Source organism: Streptomyces sp. NPDC026394 (genome assembly GCF_055567735.1).
This window is the reverse complement of the sequence record NZ_JBVHPX010000003.1, coordinates 198,471-217,169: the sequence shown is the minus strand read 5'-3', so window position 1 is coordinate 217,169 and position 18,699 is coordinate 198,471. Positions and strand designations below refer to the sequence as shown.

At 71.5% G+C, this 18,699-nt stretch carries 15 protein-coding genes and 1 pseudogene; 11 read left to right on the top strand and 5 right to left on the bottom strand.

Annotated features, from left to right (window positions below; all coding sequences use genetic code 11):
- Window positions 1-87 precede the first annotated feature (87 nt).
- On the bottom strand, window positions 88-1,275 hold the full coding sequence (locus ACZ4QV_RS09320) for a helix-turn-helix domain-containing protein (protein WP_361588660.1): 1,188 nt from the start codon (window positions 1,273-1,275) through the stop codon (window positions 88-90).
- A gap of 324 nt (window positions 1,276-1,599) precedes the next feature.
- Here ACZ4QV_RS09320 and ACZ4QV_RS09315 point away from each other — a divergent pair, with 324 nt between their 5' ends.
- The 3 genes and pseudogenes from ACZ4QV_RS09315 to ACZ4QV_RS09305 all read left to right on the top strand — a co-directional run bounded on the left by ACZ4QV_RS09315 (window position 1,600) and on the right by ACZ4QV_RS09305 (window position 3,720).
- Window positions 1,600-1,896, top strand: coding sequence for a DUF7848 domain-containing protein (locus ACZ4QV_RS09315; RefSeq protein ID WP_361149725.1), 297 nt, complete (start codon window positions 1,600-1,602; stop codon window positions 1,894-1,896).
- A gap of 9 nt (window positions 1,897-1,905) precedes the next feature.
- Window positions 1,906-2,385, top strand: a pseudogene (locus ACZ4QV_RS09310) (methyltransferase domain-containing protein); the annotation flags it as partial.
- Between the two features lie 180 nt (window positions 2,386-2,565).
- Window positions 2,566-3,720, top strand: a complete 1,155-nt coding sequence (locus ACZ4QV_RS09305; RefSeq protein WP_361588658.1) for a DUF6183 family protein — start codon at window positions 2,566-2,568, stop codon at window positions 3,718-3,720.
- 147 nt (window positions 3,721-3,867) lie between these two features.
- On the opposite strand, the gene ACZ4QV_RS09300 is transcribed toward ACZ4QV_RS09305, so the two are convergent.
- Entirely contained in the window at window positions 3,868-4,770 is a 903-nt protein-coding gene (locus ACZ4QV_RS09300; protein WP_361588657.1) for an ALF repeat-containing protein, read from the bottom strand.
- A gap of 333 nt (window positions 4,771-5,103) precedes the next feature.
- On the opposite strand from ACZ4QV_RS09300, the gene ACZ4QV_RS09295 reads away from it, so the two are divergent.
- Both ACZ4QV_RS09295 and ACZ4QV_RS09290 read left to right on the top strand, forming a co-directional pair.
- Window positions 5,104-5,526, top strand: coding sequence for a hypothetical protein (locus ACZ4QV_RS09295; RefSeq protein ID WP_467762731.1), 423 nt, complete (start codon window positions 5,104-5,106; stop codon window positions 5,524-5,526).
- Entirely contained in the window at window positions 5,442-6,602 is a 1,161-nt protein-coding gene (locus ACZ4QV_RS09290; RefSeq protein ID WP_361588653.1) for a hypothetical protein, read from the top strand. Before ACZ4QV_RS09295 ends, ACZ4QV_RS09290 begins: the two co-directional genes overlap by 85 nt.
- Window positions 6,603-6,644: 42 nt before the next feature.
- On the opposite strand, the gene ACZ4QV_RS09285 is transcribed toward ACZ4QV_RS09290, so the two are convergent.
- Window positions 6,645-7,388, bottom strand: coding sequence for a MerR family transcriptional regulator (locus tag ACZ4QV_RS09285; RefSeq protein ID WP_361150197.1), 744 nt, complete (start codon window positions 7,386-7,388; stop codon window positions 6,645-6,647).
- 259 nt (window positions 7,389-7,647) lie between these two features.
- Here ACZ4QV_RS09285 and ACZ4QV_RS09280 point away from each other — a divergent pair, with 259 nt between their 5' ends.
- The 4 genes from ACZ4QV_RS09280 to ACZ4QV_RS09265 are packed head-to-tail and all read left to right on the top strand — an operon-like array spanning window position 7,648 to window position 11,314.
- Entirely contained in the window at window positions 7,648-9,180 is a 1,533-nt protein-coding gene (locus ACZ4QV_RS09280; protein WP_361588651.1) for a flavin-containing monooxygenase, read from the top strand.
- Window positions 9,180-10,142 carry an alpha/beta fold hydrolase gene (locus tag ACZ4QV_RS09275; protein ID WP_361637872.1) on the top strand — a complete coding sequence of 321 codons (963 nt, stop codon included), beginning with the start codon at window positions 9,180-9,182 and terminating at the stop codon, window positions 10,140-10,142. The genes ACZ4QV_RS09280 and ACZ4QV_RS09275 overlap by 1 nt, the downstream gene beginning before the upstream one ends.
- Window positions 10,139-11,020 (top strand): SDR family oxidoreductase, encoded by an 882-nt coding sequence (locus tag ACZ4QV_RS09270; protein ID WP_361149741.1) that lies wholly within the window; start codon window positions 10,139-10,141, stop codon window positions 11,018-11,020. Before ACZ4QV_RS09275 ends, ACZ4QV_RS09270 begins: the two co-directional genes overlap by 4 nt.
- A gap of 39 nt (window positions 11,021-11,059) precedes the next feature.
- Window positions 11,060-11,314, top strand: coding sequence for a hypothetical protein (locus tag ACZ4QV_RS09265; RefSeq protein WP_467762730.1), 255 nt, complete (start codon window positions 11,060-11,062; stop codon window positions 11,312-11,314).
- A 72-nt stretch (window positions 11,315-11,386) separates the two neighbouring features.
- Here ACZ4QV_RS09265 and ACZ4QV_RS09260 read toward each other — a convergent pair whose 3' ends face one another.
- Together ACZ4QV_RS09260 and ACZ4QV_RS09255 are read right to left on the bottom strand one after the other, a co-directional pair.
- Window positions 11,387-11,983: a L,D-transpeptidase family protein gene (locus ACZ4QV_RS09260; RefSeq protein WP_361149746.1), complete on the bottom strand. Its 597-nt coding sequence runs from the start codon at window positions 11,981-11,983 to the stop codon at window positions 11,387-11,389.
- A gap of 30 nt (window positions 11,984-12,013) precedes the next feature.
- A complete protein-coding gene (locus ACZ4QV_RS09255) occupies window positions 12,014-15,439 on the bottom strand; it encodes a S41 family peptidase (protein WP_467762729.1) in 3,426 nt (1,141 codons plus the stop codon).
- A 174-nt stretch (window positions 15,440-15,613) separates the two neighbouring features.
- On the opposite strand from ACZ4QV_RS09255, the gene ACZ4QV_RS09250 reads away from it, so the two are divergent.
- Window positions 15,614-16,186 carry a TetR/AcrR family transcriptional regulator gene (locus ACZ4QV_RS09250; protein WP_361617598.1) on the top strand — a complete coding sequence of 191 codons (573 nt, stop codon included), beginning with the start codon at window positions 15,614-15,616 and terminating at the stop codon, window positions 16,184-16,186.
- 143 nt (window positions 16,187-16,329) lie between these two features.
- Complete coding sequence (locus ACZ4QV_RS09245; protein ID WP_361149752.1) at window positions 16,330-18,537, top strand: MMPL family transporter; 2,208 nt, start codon at window positions 16,330-16,332, stop codon at window positions 18,535-18,537.
- The last annotated feature ends 162 nt before the right edge of the window (window positions 18,538-18,699 follow it).

Sequence of the window (18,699 nt, the reverse complement as noted above, 5' to 3'; positions counted from 1 at the left end):
GCTGTCCGGTTTTCCCGGCGCACGCCATGCAGGGGCAGGGAGCCGTAGGCCCGGCGGAGAGCGACGACTCCCGTACGCGCTCGGTCACTAGAGACTGATGCCCGAAAGCTTGGACAGGCGCAGCAGCTCCGGCTTGCTCCGCCTGTGCAGGGACGACAGTACGCGGAACACCTCCCGCGCCGTGGGGTGGATGCGTGCCATCTGCGGGGCCGCGTCCCATGCCGCACTCAGGCTTTCCAAGGCGCCGTCACGGTCGCCCACGTCCAGCTGAGCGCGGGCGAGATTCATCCTGGTCGGGCCGACGCGGTTGGCGGGCAGGTCCGCCAGGGCCGCGTCGATGGCCTCCGCGGCTTCCAGGGCCTCGCGCGGACGGCCCAGGTCGAGGCGGGTGGCCAGTACGTGAGTGGTGACGTTCCGCGGGCCGAAGATCATGTTGTGCCGGTGCCAGTCGCGGTCGTCGAACCACTCGGCGGCTTCCCACGCGGACGCGATGTGCCGCTCGGCCTCGCGTCGGCCCACCTGCTTGTCGTGCAGGCGACCGGCCAGGGTCATGCCGCGGAGGTTCAGCACGCCCACGGCGAAGGCCCGGTCCTGACCGGACAGGCCGGACTGGGCCTGTGCGACGGCGCGGTCGACAATCGTCAGCCCGCCCTCGAAGTCACCGCCGTTGAGGTACGCGCCCGCCCTGTCGCGAGCGGCGATCGCCACCCCCAGCGGGTCGGGCTTCTGCTCGACGGCCCAACGCTGCCGGGTCACGGCCAGCTCCGCCATGTCCATCCAGCGGTGCCGGGCGGCCAGCCAGTACACGCTGCTGTAGACCTCGGACAGCGCCATCCACGCATCCACCGTGTTGGCGGCGTGCGCATGGACGGTGGCATTTCTGAGCAGCCCGGGGAGCAGTGTCAGCAGCCGGTCCACCGCTGCGGCGTCGCGGTGACGCCGCGCGGTCTCCAGGGCGGCGACTATGCCGGCCTCGTGGACTTCGTGACGTCCGGGCAGGTCGTAGTCCCGGATCGCAGAGCGCAGTTCCGCCAGTCGCTGCTCGTCGTCCCGGGAGACCGAGGCCCGGCCCAGCACCTCGGCCATGCTGAGCCCCATGGGTTTGCCCAGGGCTGCCGCTACGGCAGATGTCAGGGCCCTGTCTCCCACCTCGATCTTGGACAGGAGGGAAACGGAGATGTTCGCCCGTGAGGCCAGCTGCGTCTGAGACATGCCGCGCGCCTTGCGAAGCGCCGCGAGGTTCGCGCCCGGTGCCAGTTCCGTGGTCGTGCCCATGTGATCAGCCCTACCCGAGGAGGTGCGTCCTGCTGTCATGGTGGCAAGGCCCTGCGGGTACCCGCACGCTCTTTGTGCAAGCCATGTGCAAGTTCACCGTCCGCAACCTGGGTTGACTGGTTGCATGACGTTCCCCAGGACCTCGCACGAGCAGCCGGTGGAGCTGCCACCGAGGCAAGAAGCCGAGCCACGTCCCCGCCCGGGTTGCACGACGTGTCTCGGGGTGTCCACGCGCAGGGCGAACTGCCGATCGACCGGTGATTGCAGCGGCGTGTCCGACGCGAATGTCCTGATGCGCAAGCACCAGGCCAAGGAATGTGGGCAATGAGCCGCCGCATCTTCCGGTACGTGCCCTTCACGATCAGGCAGGACCCGACAGCGGAGCCCACCTACGAGGCCGTGTGCGTTTCAGGCGAGGAAAAGGAATGCGGCGAGAAGTCCGACGAATGGCTGACTCCCCACCCGGTGGAGGTGTGGATGCGTGAGCACAGCAAAGAAACCGGCCACAGGCGCTATCGGCGGAACTTCCAGGATTATGCGGCGGTGGAAGCGGAGTTGCCCGCCGGGCCGTGGAAGCATCCGTACGGTGATGACAGCCCCTCACCGCCTCGGAGGCCGTGAGCTCCTCGCGACGGGCGCAGCGCTTCGGGGAAATTCACCGGGGCGGTGGAATGCATGAAGCTGCGGGCGCAGCGGCTGCCGCAAGTGGTGCACACGGCGTACGTTCCGGGAAGCGTGGCGAATGGGGACGAGACGTCCACGGGGCTTACGGAGGAGGAATTCACGGGCGGGGCGTTCGGGCCCCAGCGGTTTGCCGTGGGGCTGCGGGTGCCCCACTGTGTGCAGGTCGAGGCGGAGAGACGCGGGGGTGCGCGGCCGGTGTGGCTCTACGGGCTGCGGGACCGGTCCTGGGCGTGCGTGTACTTCCGTGACGGCGCGGAAGCCCGCGTCTGGCAGGGCGGCCCTCGTCGGCTGTGGGACGAGGTGGAGGCCGCCCACCGGTGGTGGGTGGCGCAGGGCCGGCCCGGCTGCGAGCGGTTCGGGCTGACCGTCGCCGCCGAGGGCCAGCAGGTGTGGCTGGACGATCCGGGTGCTGCCTGGGCGCTGTGAGGCGGACAGGCGCGCGGCTTTCCGCCGGCTCCCCGGAGAACCCGTCTCGCTGGTGGTCGTGTGTGGTGGGTGCCCGAGGGCGGCGAGCTACGGCGAAGCGGACGGGGGACGGGGCCCGCCCCGCTGGCGTCGGCTCGCTGTGCCGCGTGGCGAAGCGTGGGCGCATATGCTGATCAAGCCATGCACGCTGACATCGCCCGTGTACTCGACAGTCTCCCGAATCGCGTGGACGTCACCGGCGTCCACGACGAAGTCGAGCGTCGGGTGACCGCCGGGGACCCCGACTTCGCCCGCGACCTGGCCAGGGCCATTGTCGCTCTCGGTCGCACGAAGACCGAAGCCTGGCAGTACGAAGCGGTGTTCAGCCACGCACTGTGCGCCTTGCAGACCACTCCGGGAAGGGCGAACATCGAGCGCGCGATCAGCCTCCCCGGTACCCGCTTTCCCGAGGCCGAGCGTCAGGCAGCACGCTTCCGGGCCTCCGTACTGGCCTCCGAGCAGCCCGTGGAGGACCTGCTCGCGGCGGTGTTCGCTCCCGGGAGGACAACGGCGGCAGCCCCGTACGAACTGCGTGCCTGCCTGCTGCACGAGCTCGTACTGCGTGGCATCGATGTGAGCGGGCTCGCGGAGACCCGGGGCTTCGCCGCGGCACTGCGCAGCGGAGACCACCCGCTGGCGGCGCTGCCGACCCGGCTGCTGGAGGCCGAGGAGAAGGTGGAGCTGCCACGCTACTCGACCCGTGGTGCATCGCACAGCCTTCCCTGTCGCTCCGGGACGGAGCCGCCTGGCCCGAGTGCGAGCCCGTCCGCCGGCCCCGGCCCGGCCTTCGGCCTGGCGGAACTCCCCGACCCGGCGCAAAGCGAAGCCATGGCCACAGCGGTCAACGGTTGGCGGGAGCACTCCAACGGGAAGATCGAGGCGCGGGTCTTCGCCGGTGACGCCCCTTGCGACCGCGCCCACCTGCGCGCGGCGATCGATGTGCTACCCCTGGAATGCCTGGCGGGAACACGGCGCGGGACGGTACGCATGGACGCCTCGACCGCCGGGAGGGCGTGGCGCATGCTGTTCTCGGCCGCCTCCACCGGAGGCGCATACGGCGGGAGCTTGCACGGCGCCTACGGACGCTTGGCAGCCTGGCACTCGATGACCGGGCTTGTCGGAGCGCCGGCCGGCACAGAGTTCGAACAGGTCGACGAGAGCGCCCGGGCCTGCACGTGGTACGACTTGGGCACCGAAACGGACTGGTTCCACGGCGTCGCGTGGGACTTCGGCATCTTGGCGCTGCGCCCCGACCGGCATCACGTGGCCGTCCTGGCGGCTACGGACACCGACTGACTCCTGGCCCGCCTCCCGCCGGTCGGCTGATGACTGCTGACGTACGCACGGCCGGGCGACACCGTGCGCATCTCCGAGAGCTGTGGTGCACGGTGTTTCCCGAGGCCGATTGATGGCGGACGCGCCGGGGCCCGCCGCTGACCGGGGTCAGCGGGTGCGTACCTCGTACGGTCCGGTCTCCAGGAAGCGCCGCATTTCTTCCGGCGTACCGTCCACGGCCTTTTCGGCGGCCTGGCGGAGCTTCTTGTCGAGATTCGGCTTGGCCAGAATGCGGAGGATGGCGAACCGGTCGTCCTCGGCGCGGGCGAGGCGGTAACCGGTTTCGAGGAAGGCGCGGAGGGCTTCCGGGCTGCTGTCGTCGAGGGCTTTGCCGGCTTCCCGCTTCACGGCCTTGCCGACGTTCTTGCCGGCGAGGATACGGGAGATGGCGAACCGGTCGTCCTCGGCGCGGGCGAGGCGGTAACCGGTTTCGAGGAAGGCGCGGAGGGCTTCCGGGCTGCTGTCGTCGAGAGCCTTGCCGGCTTCGCGCTTCACTCCCTTGCCGACGTCTTTGCCGGCGAGGAGGGTGGCTATGGCGACGCGGTCGTCTTCTGCGCGGACGAGACGGTAGCCCGTTTCGAGGAAGGCGCGCAGTTCTTCCGGTGTGCCGTTGTCGAGGAGCTCGTAAATGGCTTCCTTGACTCCGCGACCGGTGTCCTTGCGGGCGAGGATGATGGAGATCGCGACGCGATCGTCCTCGGCCTGGGCGAGGCGGTAACCGGTTTTGAGGAAGGTGCGGAGGGCTTCCGGTGTGCCGTCGTCCAGGGCCTTGCCGGCTTCGCGCTTCACTCCCTTGCCGATGTTCTTGTCCGCCAGAATGCGCGAGACCGCGACGCGGAGGTCGTCCGGCGACATCTCGTCGACCGGCGTGCCGGGGGCGGTGGTCGCGTGCGTGGCCGCCACGGGTGTCGGCGTGGCCGCCGGGGTGGTGGCGGACGCCGGGGTGGCCAGGAGCAGGGCCGGGGTCAGGGCGGTGGCCGCGACGAGCAGGGCAGCGCGGGTCGGTCTCATGGGTGGGGTGCCTCCGTGGTTGAACTGCCGATGACACGATCGTCACCCTCGTGCGCCCGGCGGTCATTGCCTGAAATCGGCAAAGTCGGGAAGCTGTCGGTGCCTCCGGATACTTGGTGATGTGGGGGCCGGTCAACTTCCCGGGATCTATCCCCTTCGTGCGATCTGCCGGGAATGAGAAAAGCGTTAGGTCCGTGGGACAGGGTGAGGGACGTCCACGTGACGTCCCGTGACCGTCTTCGGTCGTCTCCGGCGCATTCCGGCAGGAGTCCCATGTCCCGCCCCGCCTTCCACGACACCGGCGTCAGAACGCGTCGGCGGTCTCGTCCCCTGGTGCGCTTGATGACGGTCTGTGCCGCCTTGGGCGCGGCGCTGCTCACGCCCGGTGCCGCCGGGGCGGCCGGATCGCGGAACCAGGACGCCTACCGGGACCTCGGGTCGACGACCCGGCTGGACTGGATGGCGAACATCGCGGACGACACCTCGCTGGCGGCGATGTCCCTGCCCGGCACCCACGACACGCTCGCCATTCACGGTGGCGCCATCACGCAGACGCAGGAGGACTTCGGCGACAACGGGAAAACCTTGAAGGCGCAACTGGAGCACGGCATCCGTGCCATCGACGTCCGGGTCCGTATCGGCGGGGCGAGGATTTCACCATCCACCACGGAGTGGTCTTCCAGGAGGCCGATTTCCGTGACGTTCTGGACGAGACGCAGGCCTTCCTCAAGAAGCACCCGAGCGAGACGGTGGTGATGCGCCTGAAGGCCGAGTGCCCCTTCGGGGGTGCCAGCGCCACCGAGTGTGCGAACGATCCGAAGTCGATGACGGCGGAAGACGCCCAGAGCATCTTCGGCCACTACGTGAAGAGGTTCGGCGACCTGTTCTACTCCCCTTCGGTGAAGGGCGACAAGAGAGCACCGGTCCCCAGCCTCAAGGACGTCCGCGGCAAGCTGGTCCTGGGCAGCTTCGACAGCGTCGGCAACGACAAGTACGGGATCGAGACCTTCAACAAGAATCAGGAAGACCACTGGACGGCGGACCCCGTCCAGAAGAAGTGGGACCACGTCAAGGAGAACGTCGACCGGGCGGCCCGTGACGACAAGGACGAGGTGTACGTGGCGTACACCTCGGCGTCCAAGACCATTCTGCGGCTCCCGTTCGAGTACGCCGGCGGGTACTGGCAGGAGCAGGGCGGTGTCCGTACCGAAGTCGAGGGCATCAATCACCGGTTGCTGAAGTACCTCAACGCCGGTGACAGCGGCCGCGTCGGCATGGTCATGATGGACTTCCCCGGCTGGGCCCTGGTGGACACCATCATCTCCCGCAACGACGGCCACATCCCCAAGGGCGGCGGCAACCGGGCGATCTGGCCGGTCAACTCCGACAGGACCTACGTCAACAGCCAGTACAAGCGGTGCATGGTGCGGGGTCCCGAGTTCGACAGCTCCAAGACCGGCGGCCTGGTCACCCAGCGCGCGTGCCGGTCGAAAGCGCCCAGCAGCCACCAGTGGCAGGCCGAGCAGCCCACGTCCTTCGAGCACAAGGGCTACTTCCAGATCAAGTCGAGCAACGGCAAGTGCCTGACCGTCCCCTACAACGACGGCAAGCCGCCGCCGGCCGGCACCCAGCGGTTCTGGTGGGACTGCGAGACCCGCTGGTTCTCGGGCAGCCAGATGTGGAACGTCGTCCCGACCAAGATCGGGTCCGTGAGCGACTCCAAGAAGAGCTTCCGGTTCGTCAACAACTGGACGAACCTGCGCCTGTCGATGGACCCGGCCACCGCCTCCGCCGGCAGCGGCAAGGTGACCCAGGACACCTGCCCCGAGTAGGCAGGCCCGACACGGGAGCAGGGAACGGGGAGCGGGGAGCGGTCAGTCCCCGCTCCCGTTTCCGTTTTCCGTCTCCCGCCGCCACGAGTCCAGCTCCGCCCGCACCCTCCGGTCCATCGCCATCGACAGTTCCGCGTCGACGATGCCCTTGGAGATGGGGCGGAGTTTTTCGATGGTCCGGGTGATGCGGGCGGCCTCGGTGGGGTCGAGGGGCACGCCGGCCGCGGCGCGGTCGAGGACGTCGGCCAGGACGTGGGTGCGGATGACCGAGATGAACAGGTCGGCGAGGGCGTCGGCGTGGGTGCGGACCTCGCGGCCCGCTGTGAGGACGGCGGCCAGCGGTACGCCGTTGGCGACGAGTTCGGTGGAGGCGTCGAGCAGGCGGCGGCTGATGTGGACGAACTCGTCACCGTCGACCGCCAGATAGCCGATGTCGAGGGAGGCGGAGAGGTTCTCCGGGGTGACGTCGTCCTTGAAGTGGTCGGCGAGTTCCTCGGGAGTCAGGCGTACGGGGGTCTCCTCGGACCAGGGGGCCACGAGGGTGTCCTCCAGGCCGAGGAGTTCGCCGACGTCGCGGCCGGTGTCGAAGGCGGCGAGGAGTTCGGCGATGCCGCCCAGGGTGTGGCCGCGTTCGAGCAGGCCGGCGATGGTGTGGAGGCGGGCGAGGTGGTGCTCGTTGTACCAGGCGATGCGGCCCTCGCGGCGTGGCGGTGGGATGAGTTTGCGCTCGCGGTAGAAGCGGAGGGTGCGGACGGTGATGCCGGCCGCTTCGGCGAGGTCGGCCATGCGGTATTCGCGGGGACCGGGGCCGGGAGCGGGGGTGCCGGGGTCGGCGGGAGGTCCGGGATCGCCGTGCGTTTTCTCTGCCACGGCTTCACCCTATGTCGCCCCACCGGGCCCCGGCCGAGGTGCAACCAGCGGTAACTTCCCGCCGCGTACCCCCTACCGCTCGGTACGTCCGTGTCCTACCCTCCAATCGTGCCAGTGATTGCTGGCGCGATCGAGCAGGGTCTGACGACGACGGTCGAACTCGGGAGGCGGCGGCATGGCCGAGCGCGAACACGAGCACGTACGGGTGGCGGTGATCGGATCGGGGTTCGGTGGTCTGGGGGCGGCCGTACGGCTGCGACGCCAGGGCATCACCGACTTCGTGGTCCTGGAGCGGGCCGGCTCGGTGGGCGGCACCTGGCGTGACAACAGCTATCCGGGATGCGCGTGCGACGTGCCCTCGCACCTGTACTCGTTCTCCTTCGCGCCCAACCCCGAGTGGCCGCGCAACTTCTCCGGGCAGCCGCACATCCGCGCGTACCTGGAGCGGGTCACCGACACCTTCGGGCTGCGGCCGCACCTGCGCTTCGACTCCGAGGTGCGCAGCCTGCGGTGGAACGGGGAGGAACTGCACTGGGAGGTGGAGACGGCGAAGGGCGCCCTGACGGCGGATGTGGTGGTTTCGGCGACCGGGCCGCTGTCGGATCCGAAGGTGCCGGACGTTCCCGGACTGGACTCCTTCCCGGGGAAGGTCTTCCACTCGGCGCGCTGGGACCATGACTACGACCTGCGCGGCAAGCGGGTCGCGATGATCGGTACGGGCGCCTCGGCGATCCAGATCGTGCCGTCCATCCAGCCGACCGTGGACCGGCTCACCCTCTTCCAGCGCACTCCGGCCTGGGTGCTGCCGCGCGCGGACCGGAGGATCAGCGGGCTGGAGCGCTGGCTGCACACCAGGGTCCCGGCGACCCGGGTCGCGCGCCGCGGACTGCTGTGGGGCATCCGCGAGATGCAGGTCAGCGCGTTCACCAAGCGCCCGAACGAGCTCGGGCTGATCGAGGGCCTGGCCAAGGGGCACATGAAGCGGGCCGTGAAGGACCCGGCGCTGCGGGCCAAGCTGACACCGGACTACCGCATCGGGTGCAAGCGCATCCTGCTGTCCAACACGTACTACCCGGCGCTGACGCAGCCGAATGTGGACGTGGTGGCGAGCGGGCTGAAGGAGATACGGGGGAACGTGCTGGTCGCCTCGGACGGTACGGAGACGGAGGCGGACGCGATCGTCTTCGGCACAGGCTTCCACGTCACCGACATGCCGATCGCCCACCGGGTCACCGGCGCCAACGGCACCACGCTCGCCGAGGAGTGGAAGGACGGCATGGAGTCGCTGCGCGGCGCCAGCGCGGCCGGCTTCCCCAACTTCCTCACCATCATCGGCCCCAACACGGGCCTGGGGAACAGCTCGATGATCCTGATGATCGAGTCGCAGTTGAACTACCTGGTCGACTACCTGCGGCAGTTGGACGTGCTGGGCGGGAAGAGGAAGGTCGCGCTGAACGCCCGGCCGTCCGCCGTGCACGCCTGGACACGCGGCATCCAGCGGCGGATGGAGCGCACGGTGTGGACCACCGGCGGCTGCGACAGCTGGTACCTGGACGCCAACGGCCGCAACACGACGGCCTGGCCCGGTACGACCGCCGAGTTCCGGAAGCTGACGCGGGAGGTGGACCTCGCGGAGTACGAAGTGCTGCGCCTGCCGGCGCCCCGTACGGGCGAGCGGGCCGGGCACGCGGCGAAGGCGGTGGCGTGATGGCACCGACCCCGATGACCCGCGGGCGGTACGCGCCGCCCGCACCGCGCCGCGAACTGACCGCCACCTCCGCCGACGGCTCCCGGCTGCACGTGGAGGTCCACGGGTCGGAGGCCCCGGGCACGCCCGCCGTCGTCCTGTCGCACGGCTGGACCTGCTCGACCGCCTTCTGGGCCCCGGTGGTCCGGGACCTGGCCGCCGACCACAAGGTGGTGCTCTACGACCAGCGGGGGCACGGCCGCACCCCGGCGGTGGGCCCCCGCGGCTACAGCACCACCGCGCTCGCCGACGACCTGACCGCCGTCCTCGGCGCCGCGCTGGATCCGGGGGAGCGGGCGGTGCTGGCCGGGCACTCCATGGGCGGCATGACGATGATGGCGTCCGCCGAACGCCCCGAGTTCCGGGAGCGGGCCGCGGCCGTCCTGCTGTGCAGCACCGGCAGCGCGAACCTGACGGCGGAGTCCCTGGTGATCCCGCTGCGCTCGCCGGGCGGCCGGCGCGTCGCGCACCAGGTCGTCCTCGGGTCGCGGGCGCCGCTCGGACCGGTCAGCGCGCTCGCCAAGCGGATTCTGAAGTACGCCACGATGGGGCCGGCCGCCACGCCCGAGCAGGTCGAGGCGTGCGCGCGCATCGTGCACGCCTGCCAGGTACGGCCGCGGGCGAAGTGGGGCAAGGTCCTCGCGGGGCTGGATCTGACCGGCGGCGCGGCCCGGCTGGAGGTGCCGACCGCCGTCATCGCGGGCACCGCCGACCGGCTCACCCCGATCGTCCTCTCCCGGCGGCTGGCCTCCGTACTGCCCCACTTCCTGGGGCTGACCGAACTGCCCGGAGCCGGGCACATGACGCCCATCGAGGAGCCCGACGCGGTCATCGGCCGCATCCGGGAGCTGGTACGGGACCACCTGCCGGCCCGTGCCGTCCGTGCCGAGGCGGCCACCGAAGCGAAGGAGAAGACCGGATGAGCGCACGCAGGAGCCTGGAGGGACAGGTCGCCGTCGTCACCGGCGCGGCCCGCGGGGTCGGCGAACTCCTCGCCCGCAAACTGTCCGCACGCGGCGCGACGCTCGCCCTGGTCGGCCTGGAGCCGGAGGAACTGGCGCGCGTCGCCGCCTCGATGCACGGCGAGGCGGCGCACTGGCACGCCGATGTGACCGACCACGAGGCGATGGCCCAGGTGGCGCGCGAGGTCAAGGCGCGCTTCGGCAAGGTGGACATTGTGGTCGCCAACGCCGGGGTGGCCACCGGCGGCCCGTTCGTGGACTCCGACCCGGTGTCCTGGCGGCGGGTCATCGAGGTCAACCTCATCGGCGGCGCGGTCACGGGACGGGCGTTCCTGCCGGTCCTGGCGGAGTCACGCGGCTACTTCCTCCAGATCGCCTCGCTCGCCGCGCTCACCCCGGCGCCGATGATGACCGCGTACTGCGCCTCCAAGTCCGGCGTCGAGGCGTTCGCGCACAGCCTGCGCGCCGAGGTCGGCCACAAGGGCGTACGGGTCGGCGTCGGTTATCTGAGCTGGACCGACACGGACATGGTGCGCGGCGCCGACCAGGACGACATCATGCGCGAGCTGCGCCGGCGGCTGCCCTGGCCGTCGAACAAGACGTACCCGCTGAGCCCGGCCGTGGACCGGATCGTGGCGGGCATCGAGCGCCGCTCGTCGCACGTGTACGGGCAGTGGTGGCTGCGCGGCATGCAGTCGGTCCGCGGCTACCTGCCGTCCGTCATCGGGACGGTGGGGCAGCGTGAGATGCGCCGCTTCGGCGACCGGCTGGAGGGGATGCGCGTGGGGCTGGTCGGCGCGGGCGGGGCGGCGGACGAGAAGGTGCGCGCGAACCGCTAGGAAGGCCGCCGACGCCGCCGGTTGATCGAAAGGCGCGGTGTGCCGGCGCGTGCCGGGCTGGTCGGTGCCTTCCCCCGACCACCCCACCAGGAGTGCAGCACGGGCATCAAGGACCAGTTCGAGGACAAGCGGCGGCAGCTCCGGAAGAAGGCCGAGGAGCGCGGGCAGCAGGGCAGGGACGAGGCGAGCGGACGCGCCCAGCAGGCCCGCGAGGAGGCCCGCGACCGCGAGGAGCAGGGCCGCCGGCTGGTCGCGGACGCCGAGCGGGGCCCCCGGGACACCTTCGAGGGCTGAGAGCGCGTACCGCACACCTGAGGGGTGTACCCGTACCGGCGGGTGCACCCCTCAACCGCTGGGCGGAAAGGCTTACTTGACGACCTTCAGCGACGTCGGCCACCCGTACCGCTCCGCCGCCGCGAAGAGGTTCTTGATGTCCGCCGGGGCCAGCTTCACGCAGCCCAGCGAGCGGTAGTCCCCGTCGCCGTCCCAGCGGTACGGACTGTCGCGGCCCGGCACCGCGATGCCCTGGGCGCCGTCCGACCGCATCTCGCTGTGCAGGAACAGCGCGGTGCGCCGGGTGCTGCCGTCCCGGCACACCTTGTCGCCGACGTGGATCGCGTAGCCGTTGATGCCGTCCCGCCCGCCCTTCTTGCGGGTGGTGTGCGAGAGCACCCGGTACGTGCCGTCCGGCAGCCAGCCCTTGTTCCGTACGCATTCGTCGCGGCCTGCCGTGCCGCCCTGGCCGGACCCGGCGCGGTAGTCGGCCAGTGCCTTGCCGGTGCCGGTCCGCACCAGGCGCACCCGGGACGCGGCCGGGTCGCGCTGGTTCTTCTCGAAGAGGAGGTGGGTCGGGCCCGCCCGGCCGGGCGGCGGGGCGGCGTGGGCGGGTGCCGTGGCCGTGACGAGCCCGGCCGTCAACGCTGCGGTGACGGTCAGTGACGCTGTGCGTATGTGCGTTCCCATGCAGGTGCTCCTGTCGTGCGGGGGCGTTGCTCAGCCGCTGCGGGGCGGCAGGTGGGGACGCCGCCGGTCCGGTACGTCGGACAGGTCGGGCGGCGTCGCGGCGGGGTGGCGTTCCAGGAGGTCCAGTGCGGTACGGACGGCCACGCCGAGCTGCGGGTGGCGGCCCTCGGCCCAGTCCAGCGGGGAGCGCGGCGCCTCGATGTCCGGCTCCACGCCGTGGTTCTCCACGCCCCAGCCGTACGCCTCGAACCAGGCGGCGTTCATCGGCACCGTGATGTACGTACCGTCGCCCAGCCGGTGCCGCCCGGTCATCCCGACCACACCGCCCCAGGTACGCAGGCCCACGACCGGGCCGATGCCCTGGAGTTTGAACGCCGCGGTGATCATGTCGCCGTCGGAGGAGGTCATCTCGTCGGCGACGGCGACCACCGGGCCGCGCGGCGCGTTGCTGGCGTAGCTGACCGGCCGGGCGTCGCGGGTCAGGTCCCAGCCGACGATGGTGCGGGTCAGCTTCTCGACGACCAGCTCGGAGATGTTGCCGCCGGCGTTGCCCCGCACGTCCACGATCAGCGCGGGCCGTGAGACCTCCATCCGCAGGTCGCGGTTGAACTGCGCCCAGCCGGAGCCGCCCATGTCGGGGATGTGCAGATAGCCGCACCGGCCGTCGCTCAGCTCCCGTACGACCTCGCGGCGCTTGGCCACCCAGTCCTGGTAGCGCAGCGGCCGTTCGTCGATCAGCGGGACCACCGCGACCCGGCGTGACGGGCCGCCGCCCGCCGGCGCGAAGGTCAGCTCGACGGTGGTGCCGCCGGCCGCGGACAGCAGGGGGGCGGGGCCCGCCACCGGATCGACCCGGCGGCCGTCCACGTGTGTGAGCGCGGCGCCCTCGCGGATGCCCGTACCGGCCAGCGGCGAGCGGGCCCGGGAGTCGGAGGAGTCGCCGGGCAGGATGCGCCGCACCACCCAGTAGCCGTCCTTGAAGACGAAGTTGGCGCCGAGCAGGCCGATCGCGCGCTGGTAGTGCGGCGGCCCCTCGTTGCGCTTGCCCGCCGTCACGTACGCGTGCGAGGTGCCCAGCTCGCCCAGCACCTCGCGCATCAGGTCGGCGAACTCGTCGGGCGAGGCGACCCGTTCGACCAGCGGCCGGTACTGCTCCAGCACCGCCTCCCAGTCGACACCGCACAGCCCGGGGTCCCAGAAGTACGCGCGGATGATCCGGCCGGCCTCGTCGTACGCCTGGCGCCACTCGGCGGGCGGGTCCACCTCGTGCAGGATGCGCCGCGGGTCCAGGTGGACGGTCGAGTCGGCGTCCGGCGGCTCGGTGGCGGGCACCGCCCGCAGGTCGCCCTCGTCGTTGACGACCAGCCGGGTGCCGTCGCCGCTGAGCGCGTAGGAGTCGATGGCGCCGGTCAGTTCGGTGCGCTTGGCCTTGACCAGGTCGAAGTGTTCCAGCGTGGGCTGGCCCGAGGTGTTGTCGGGATTGGCGAAGGTCTCGCCCAGCGCGCCGGAGATCGGCCAGCGCAGCCAGACCAGCCCGCCGCCCGCGACCGGACGCAGTGCCGAGTACTTCGACGCCGAGACCGGGAACGGCGTCACCCGGCTGGCCAGCCCCTCCACCTCCACCAGCGCCGTGCCCTCGGCCGTCACCGGGGCCTCCGCCGGGTCCAGACCGCCCGCCGCGGGCCGCCCGTCGGCGGACAACTGGAAGGGGGAGGGCGTGGCGGAGGACAGCGGTACGAGGTAGGGGCGGCAGCCGAGCGGGAAGGACAGGTCGCCGGTGTGCACGTCGTAGACCGGGTCGAAGCCGCGCCAGGACAGGAACGCGAGGTAGCGGCCGTCGCGGGTGAAGACCGGCTGCTCGTCCTCGAAGCGGCCGTTGGTGACGTCCACGACGGTCCGGGCGGCGGAGCCTTCCCCGTTCCCGTCCCCTTCCCCTTCCCCGTTCCCGTCCCCGCTCCCGGCGCCGTCGCCGCCGGTCAGCCGGGCCATCTTGATGCTGCGCAGCGTCCGGCCGATGCCGGGGTGGGACCAGGTCAGCCAGCCCGAGTCGGGGGAGAAGGCCAGGTCCCGCACGGGCCCGTTGTCGGACCTGATCAGCTCGGTGACCCGGCCCTCGCCGTCACCGTCGGCCGAGACGTCGACGAGCAGCAGCCGCCCGTCGTGCGCCGCCACCGCCAGCCGTTCGCCGTCCGGCGCGGCGACCAGTTCGTGCACGCGGCCGAGCCGGCCGGCCGCGAGGCGGTGCGGGTCGCGCGGGATGCCGGCCTTGGGCAGGTCGGCGATCTCGATGGCGTCGTCGCCCTCGGCGGAGGTGATGTAGGCGATCCGGCCGGTGGAGCCGAGCATCTCGGGGAGCCGGACGCGTACCCCCGGCTCGTCGTGGATGGTGCGCGCCGGGCCGTCGCGGTGGGTGAGCCAGTACAGGCTGCCGCGGACGCCGACGGCGCTGGCCCGCCCGGTGGTGTCCACGGCGAGGGAGGTGATGTGCGAACCGGCCGGGATCTGGTACGTACGGCGTCCGGCGCGCGGGCCGCCGAGCCGCACCCGCAGGCGGCGCGGTGCGCCGCCCGGGCTCAGGTCGTCCACCAGCCACAGGTCGCCGCCGCACTGGTAGACGACGCGCTGCCCGTCGGTGGCGGCGTGCCGGGCGTAGAAGTCGGCGTGATCGGTGTGCCGCCGCAGGTCCGTGCTGTCCGGCCGGCAGGAGTAGAGGTTGGCGATCCCCTCGTGGTCGGAGAGGAACGCGATCCGGTCGCCGACGAACATCACCGCGTCCAGGTGGCCGCGCAGGTCCGGCACGAGCCGGGTGCCGTGCAGCCACATCCGTCCCATCGCGCCGCCGCGGTAGCGCTTCCAGGAGGCGGGCTCGTGCGGCGGCTTGCCGGTGAGCAGCAGCGTCTTGCGGTCCACCGAGTCGTCGTGGCCGCCGCCGGAACCGTTCCCGGGGCCGTCCCCGTCGTCCACGTGCCCGTACGGATGGCCGTCGCCTTCCAGCCGGTGCCCGTCCGCGGCGAAGTCGGCGACCGCGATGTCCGAGACCGGGCCCCAGGGCAGCCGGCCGCCGGGGCTGCCGTCGGTGGGGACGCTGTAGGCCCAGGAGTAGTACGAGAAGGGCTGGCCGTGCGAGGAGACGGCCAGGATCTGGCCGTCGGGGGTCCAGCCGCAGACCCGGGCGTCGGTGCTCCCCCAATAGGTGAGGCGGCGGGCCGGGCCGCCCTCCACCGGGGCGAGGTGGATCTCCGGGTCGAGGCTGCGCCAGGTGGTGAAGGCGATGTTTCTGCCGTCCGGGGAGATCCGGGGGTGGCTGATCCGGGTGCGGTCCACCGTCAGCCGCCAGGCCCGTGGCGTACTGCCGCCCTCGGTCGTCAGCGGTGCCACCCAGAGGTCGTCCTCGGCGGCGAAACACAGCATCTCGCCGTGGAGATGCGGGAACCGGAGATACGCGCCGTCACTCACGCCCCCATGCTTTCGGCGAGCGCGGACGGTGGCAACTCGGCCGGGCGCGTGTTCCCGTGACACACGCCACCATCGAAACGTTTCCGTTTCGCTGGGGCCGGGGGTACGGTCGAGCCGTACCGAAGCTGTACGAAACCGTTTCGTTCACATGAAGTCGTGAGGAGGTGTGCCGCCATGGGCCGCAGCCGGCTGACCCCCGAGCGCGAGGCGGAGCTCTACGCGGCCGTGCTCGACCTGCTCCGCGAGGTCGGCTACGACGCCCTGACCATGGACGCCGTCGCCACCCGCACCCACGCCAGCAAGGCCACCCTCTACCGCCAGTGGCAGGGCAAGCCGGAACTGGTCGCCCAGGCGCTCCACCACCACAAGCCCGTCCAGGTCGCCGGCATCGACACCGGCAGCCTCCGCGGCGACCTGCACGCCATGGTCTCCCGCGCGGACGACTGCGAGAGGGAACGCGACTGCGCGCTGCTGCGGGGCCTCGTACGGGCCGCGCACGACAACCCCGACCTCCACCGGGCGCTGCGCGACCTGTTCGTCAATCCGGACCTCTCCGGGATGGACGGGATGCTCGCCCGCGCCGTCGAGCGCGGCGAGATCCCCGCCGACCGCCCCGCGCTCGCCTACGTACCGCACATGCTGATCGGCGCCTTCGTCGCCCAGCAGCTCATCGAGGACCGGCCGCCGAACCGCGCCTTCCTCGCCGATTACGTCGACGCCGTGGTCCTCCCCGCCCTAGGCGTCTGACCGGGTCCGGCCGCCCCCCCCGGCCGGACATCCGCCGTCCCCAACTCCCCCCATCACGGCAGCACTCGACGCGCCGCTCTCGTCGTCGGGCCGGCTCCGTACGCCCTTGTACGTCCCTCATCCCGACGGGAGCGCCCCTTCTCGTGGCCACATTCCTCTACAAACTCGGACGGTTCGCCTTCCGGCGACGCCGCTTCGTCGCTCTCATATGGGTGGCGCTGCTGGCCGTCGCCGGAGTCGGCGCCGCCACCGCGTCCTCGCCCGCCGCCGACTCCTTCTCCGTACCGGGTACGGAGTCGCAGAAGACCTTCGACCTGCTGGGCGAACGCTTCCCCGGCACCAAGGCGGACGGCGCCACCGCGCGCGTGGTCTTCAAGGCGCCCGACGGGCAGCAGGTGACCGCGCCGGCGCAGAAGAAGGCCGTCGAGAAGGTCGTCGGCGAGCTGAAGTCCTCCTCGCCCCAGGTCGCCTCGGTCTCCGACCCGTACCTGGCCAAGGGCGTGGCCCAGGACGGCAGGATCGCCTACGCGCAGGTCACCTACAAGGTCTCCGGCTTCGAGCTGAAGGACGACGCGCGCGACGCGCTCAAGGACGCGGCGCAGCACGGCCGGGACGCCGGACTGACCGTCGAGATCGGCGGCAACGCGCTCCAGGCGATGCCGGAGACCGGCGCCACCGAGATCATCGGCATCGTCATCTCCGCCGTCGTCCTCGTCATCACCTTCGGCGCCCTCATAGCCGCCGGCCTGCCGCTGCTGACCGCGCTGATCGGGGTGGGCATCGGCGTCTCGTCCATCACCGCGCTCGGCAGCGTGCTGGACCTGTCGAGTACGACCTCCACCCTCGCCATGATGATCGGCCTCGCCGTCGGCATCGACTACGCGCTGTTCATCGTCTCCCGCTACCGCTCCGAACTGGCCGAGGGCCGGGAGCGGGAAGAGGCGGCCGGGCGGGCCACCGGCACCGCCGGGTCCGCCGTGGTCTTCGCCGGACTGACCGTCGTCATCGCCCTGGTGGGCCTGTCCGTGGTCAACATCCCGATGCTCACCAAGATGGGCATCGCGGCGGCCGGCACGGTCGTCGTCGCCGTCCTCGTCGCCCTGACCCTGATCCCCGCGCTGCTGGGCTTCGCGGGCAAGCGCGTACTGAGCCGCAAGGCGCGCAAGGGCGCCACCGCCCCCGAGGAGGCCGACGGCGGCAAGCCCAACATGGGCACCCGCTGGGCGCGCTTCGTGCTGCGGCGGCCGGTCGCGGTGCTGCTGGCCGGAGTCGTCGGCCTGGGCGTCATCGCCGTACCCGCCGGCTCGCTGGAGATGGGCCTGCCGGACGACGGCGCGCAGCCCACCAGCACCACCCAGCGCAAGGCGTACGACCTGCTCTCCGAAGGCTTCGGGCCGGGCTTCAACGGCCCGCTGATGCTGGTCGTGGACGGGCAGGGCGGCAAGGATCCGAAGGCGGCGGCCGCGCAGGTCGCCGGGACCGTCGCCAAGCTGGACGGCGTCGCGGCCGTCACCCCGCCCACCTTCAACCAGGCGGGCGACACGGCGCTGCTGAACGTCGTACCGAAGTCCAAGCCGAGCAGCACCGAGACCGAGGACCTGGTCCACGAGATCCGCGGCAAGGCGGGCGACGCCGCCCGGGACGCCGACGCGCAGGCACTGGTCACCGGCACCACCGCGATGAACATCGACGTCTCCGAGAAGCTCAACGACGCGCTGCTGCCCTACCTGGCGCTGGTGGTCGGCCTGGCCTTCCTGCTGCTGATGGTGGTCTTCCGCTCGGTCCTGGTACCCCTGAAGGCGGCCCTCGGCTTCCTGCTGTCGGTCGTCGCGGCGCTCGGCGCGGTGGTCGCGGTCTTCCAGTGGGGCTGGCTGGCGGACCTGTTCGGCGTCGAGCAGACCGGCCCGGTCATGAGCATGATGCCGATCTTCATGGTGGGCGTGGTCTTCGGACTCGCCATGGACTACGAGGTCTTCCTCGTGACGCGGATGCGGGAGGCGTTCGTCCACGGGGAGCGCCCCGGGCAGGCCGTCGTCACCGGCTTCCGGCACGGCGCGCGGGTGGTCACGGCCGCCGCGGTCATCATGATCTCGGTCTTCGCGGGCTTCATCGGCTCCTCCGAATCCATGATCAAGATGATCGGTTTCGGGCTCGCCGTCGCCGTCTTCTTCGACGCGTTCGTGGTCCGCATGGCCCTCGTCCCCGCCGTCCTCGCGCTCCTCGGGCGCGCGGCGTGGTGGCTGCCCAAGTGGCTCCAGCGCGCCCTGCCCAACGTGGACGTCGAAGGCGAACAGCTCCAGAAGCACCTCGCGCCCGAACCGGCCGGCAAGCCGGAACTCACCACGGTGTGACGGCCGAGGCGTGACCGGCCCCGGGGCGGTCACGTGAGCGGCGCGCCCGTACCGGCGGTGCCGCCCCGTGGGGACGGGGCGGGCGCGCGGGACACGGCCCGGCGACGGGTCCCGTACGGAACGGGGCCGGTCGCCGGGCCGTGTCCGTGGGCCGTGTGCGCG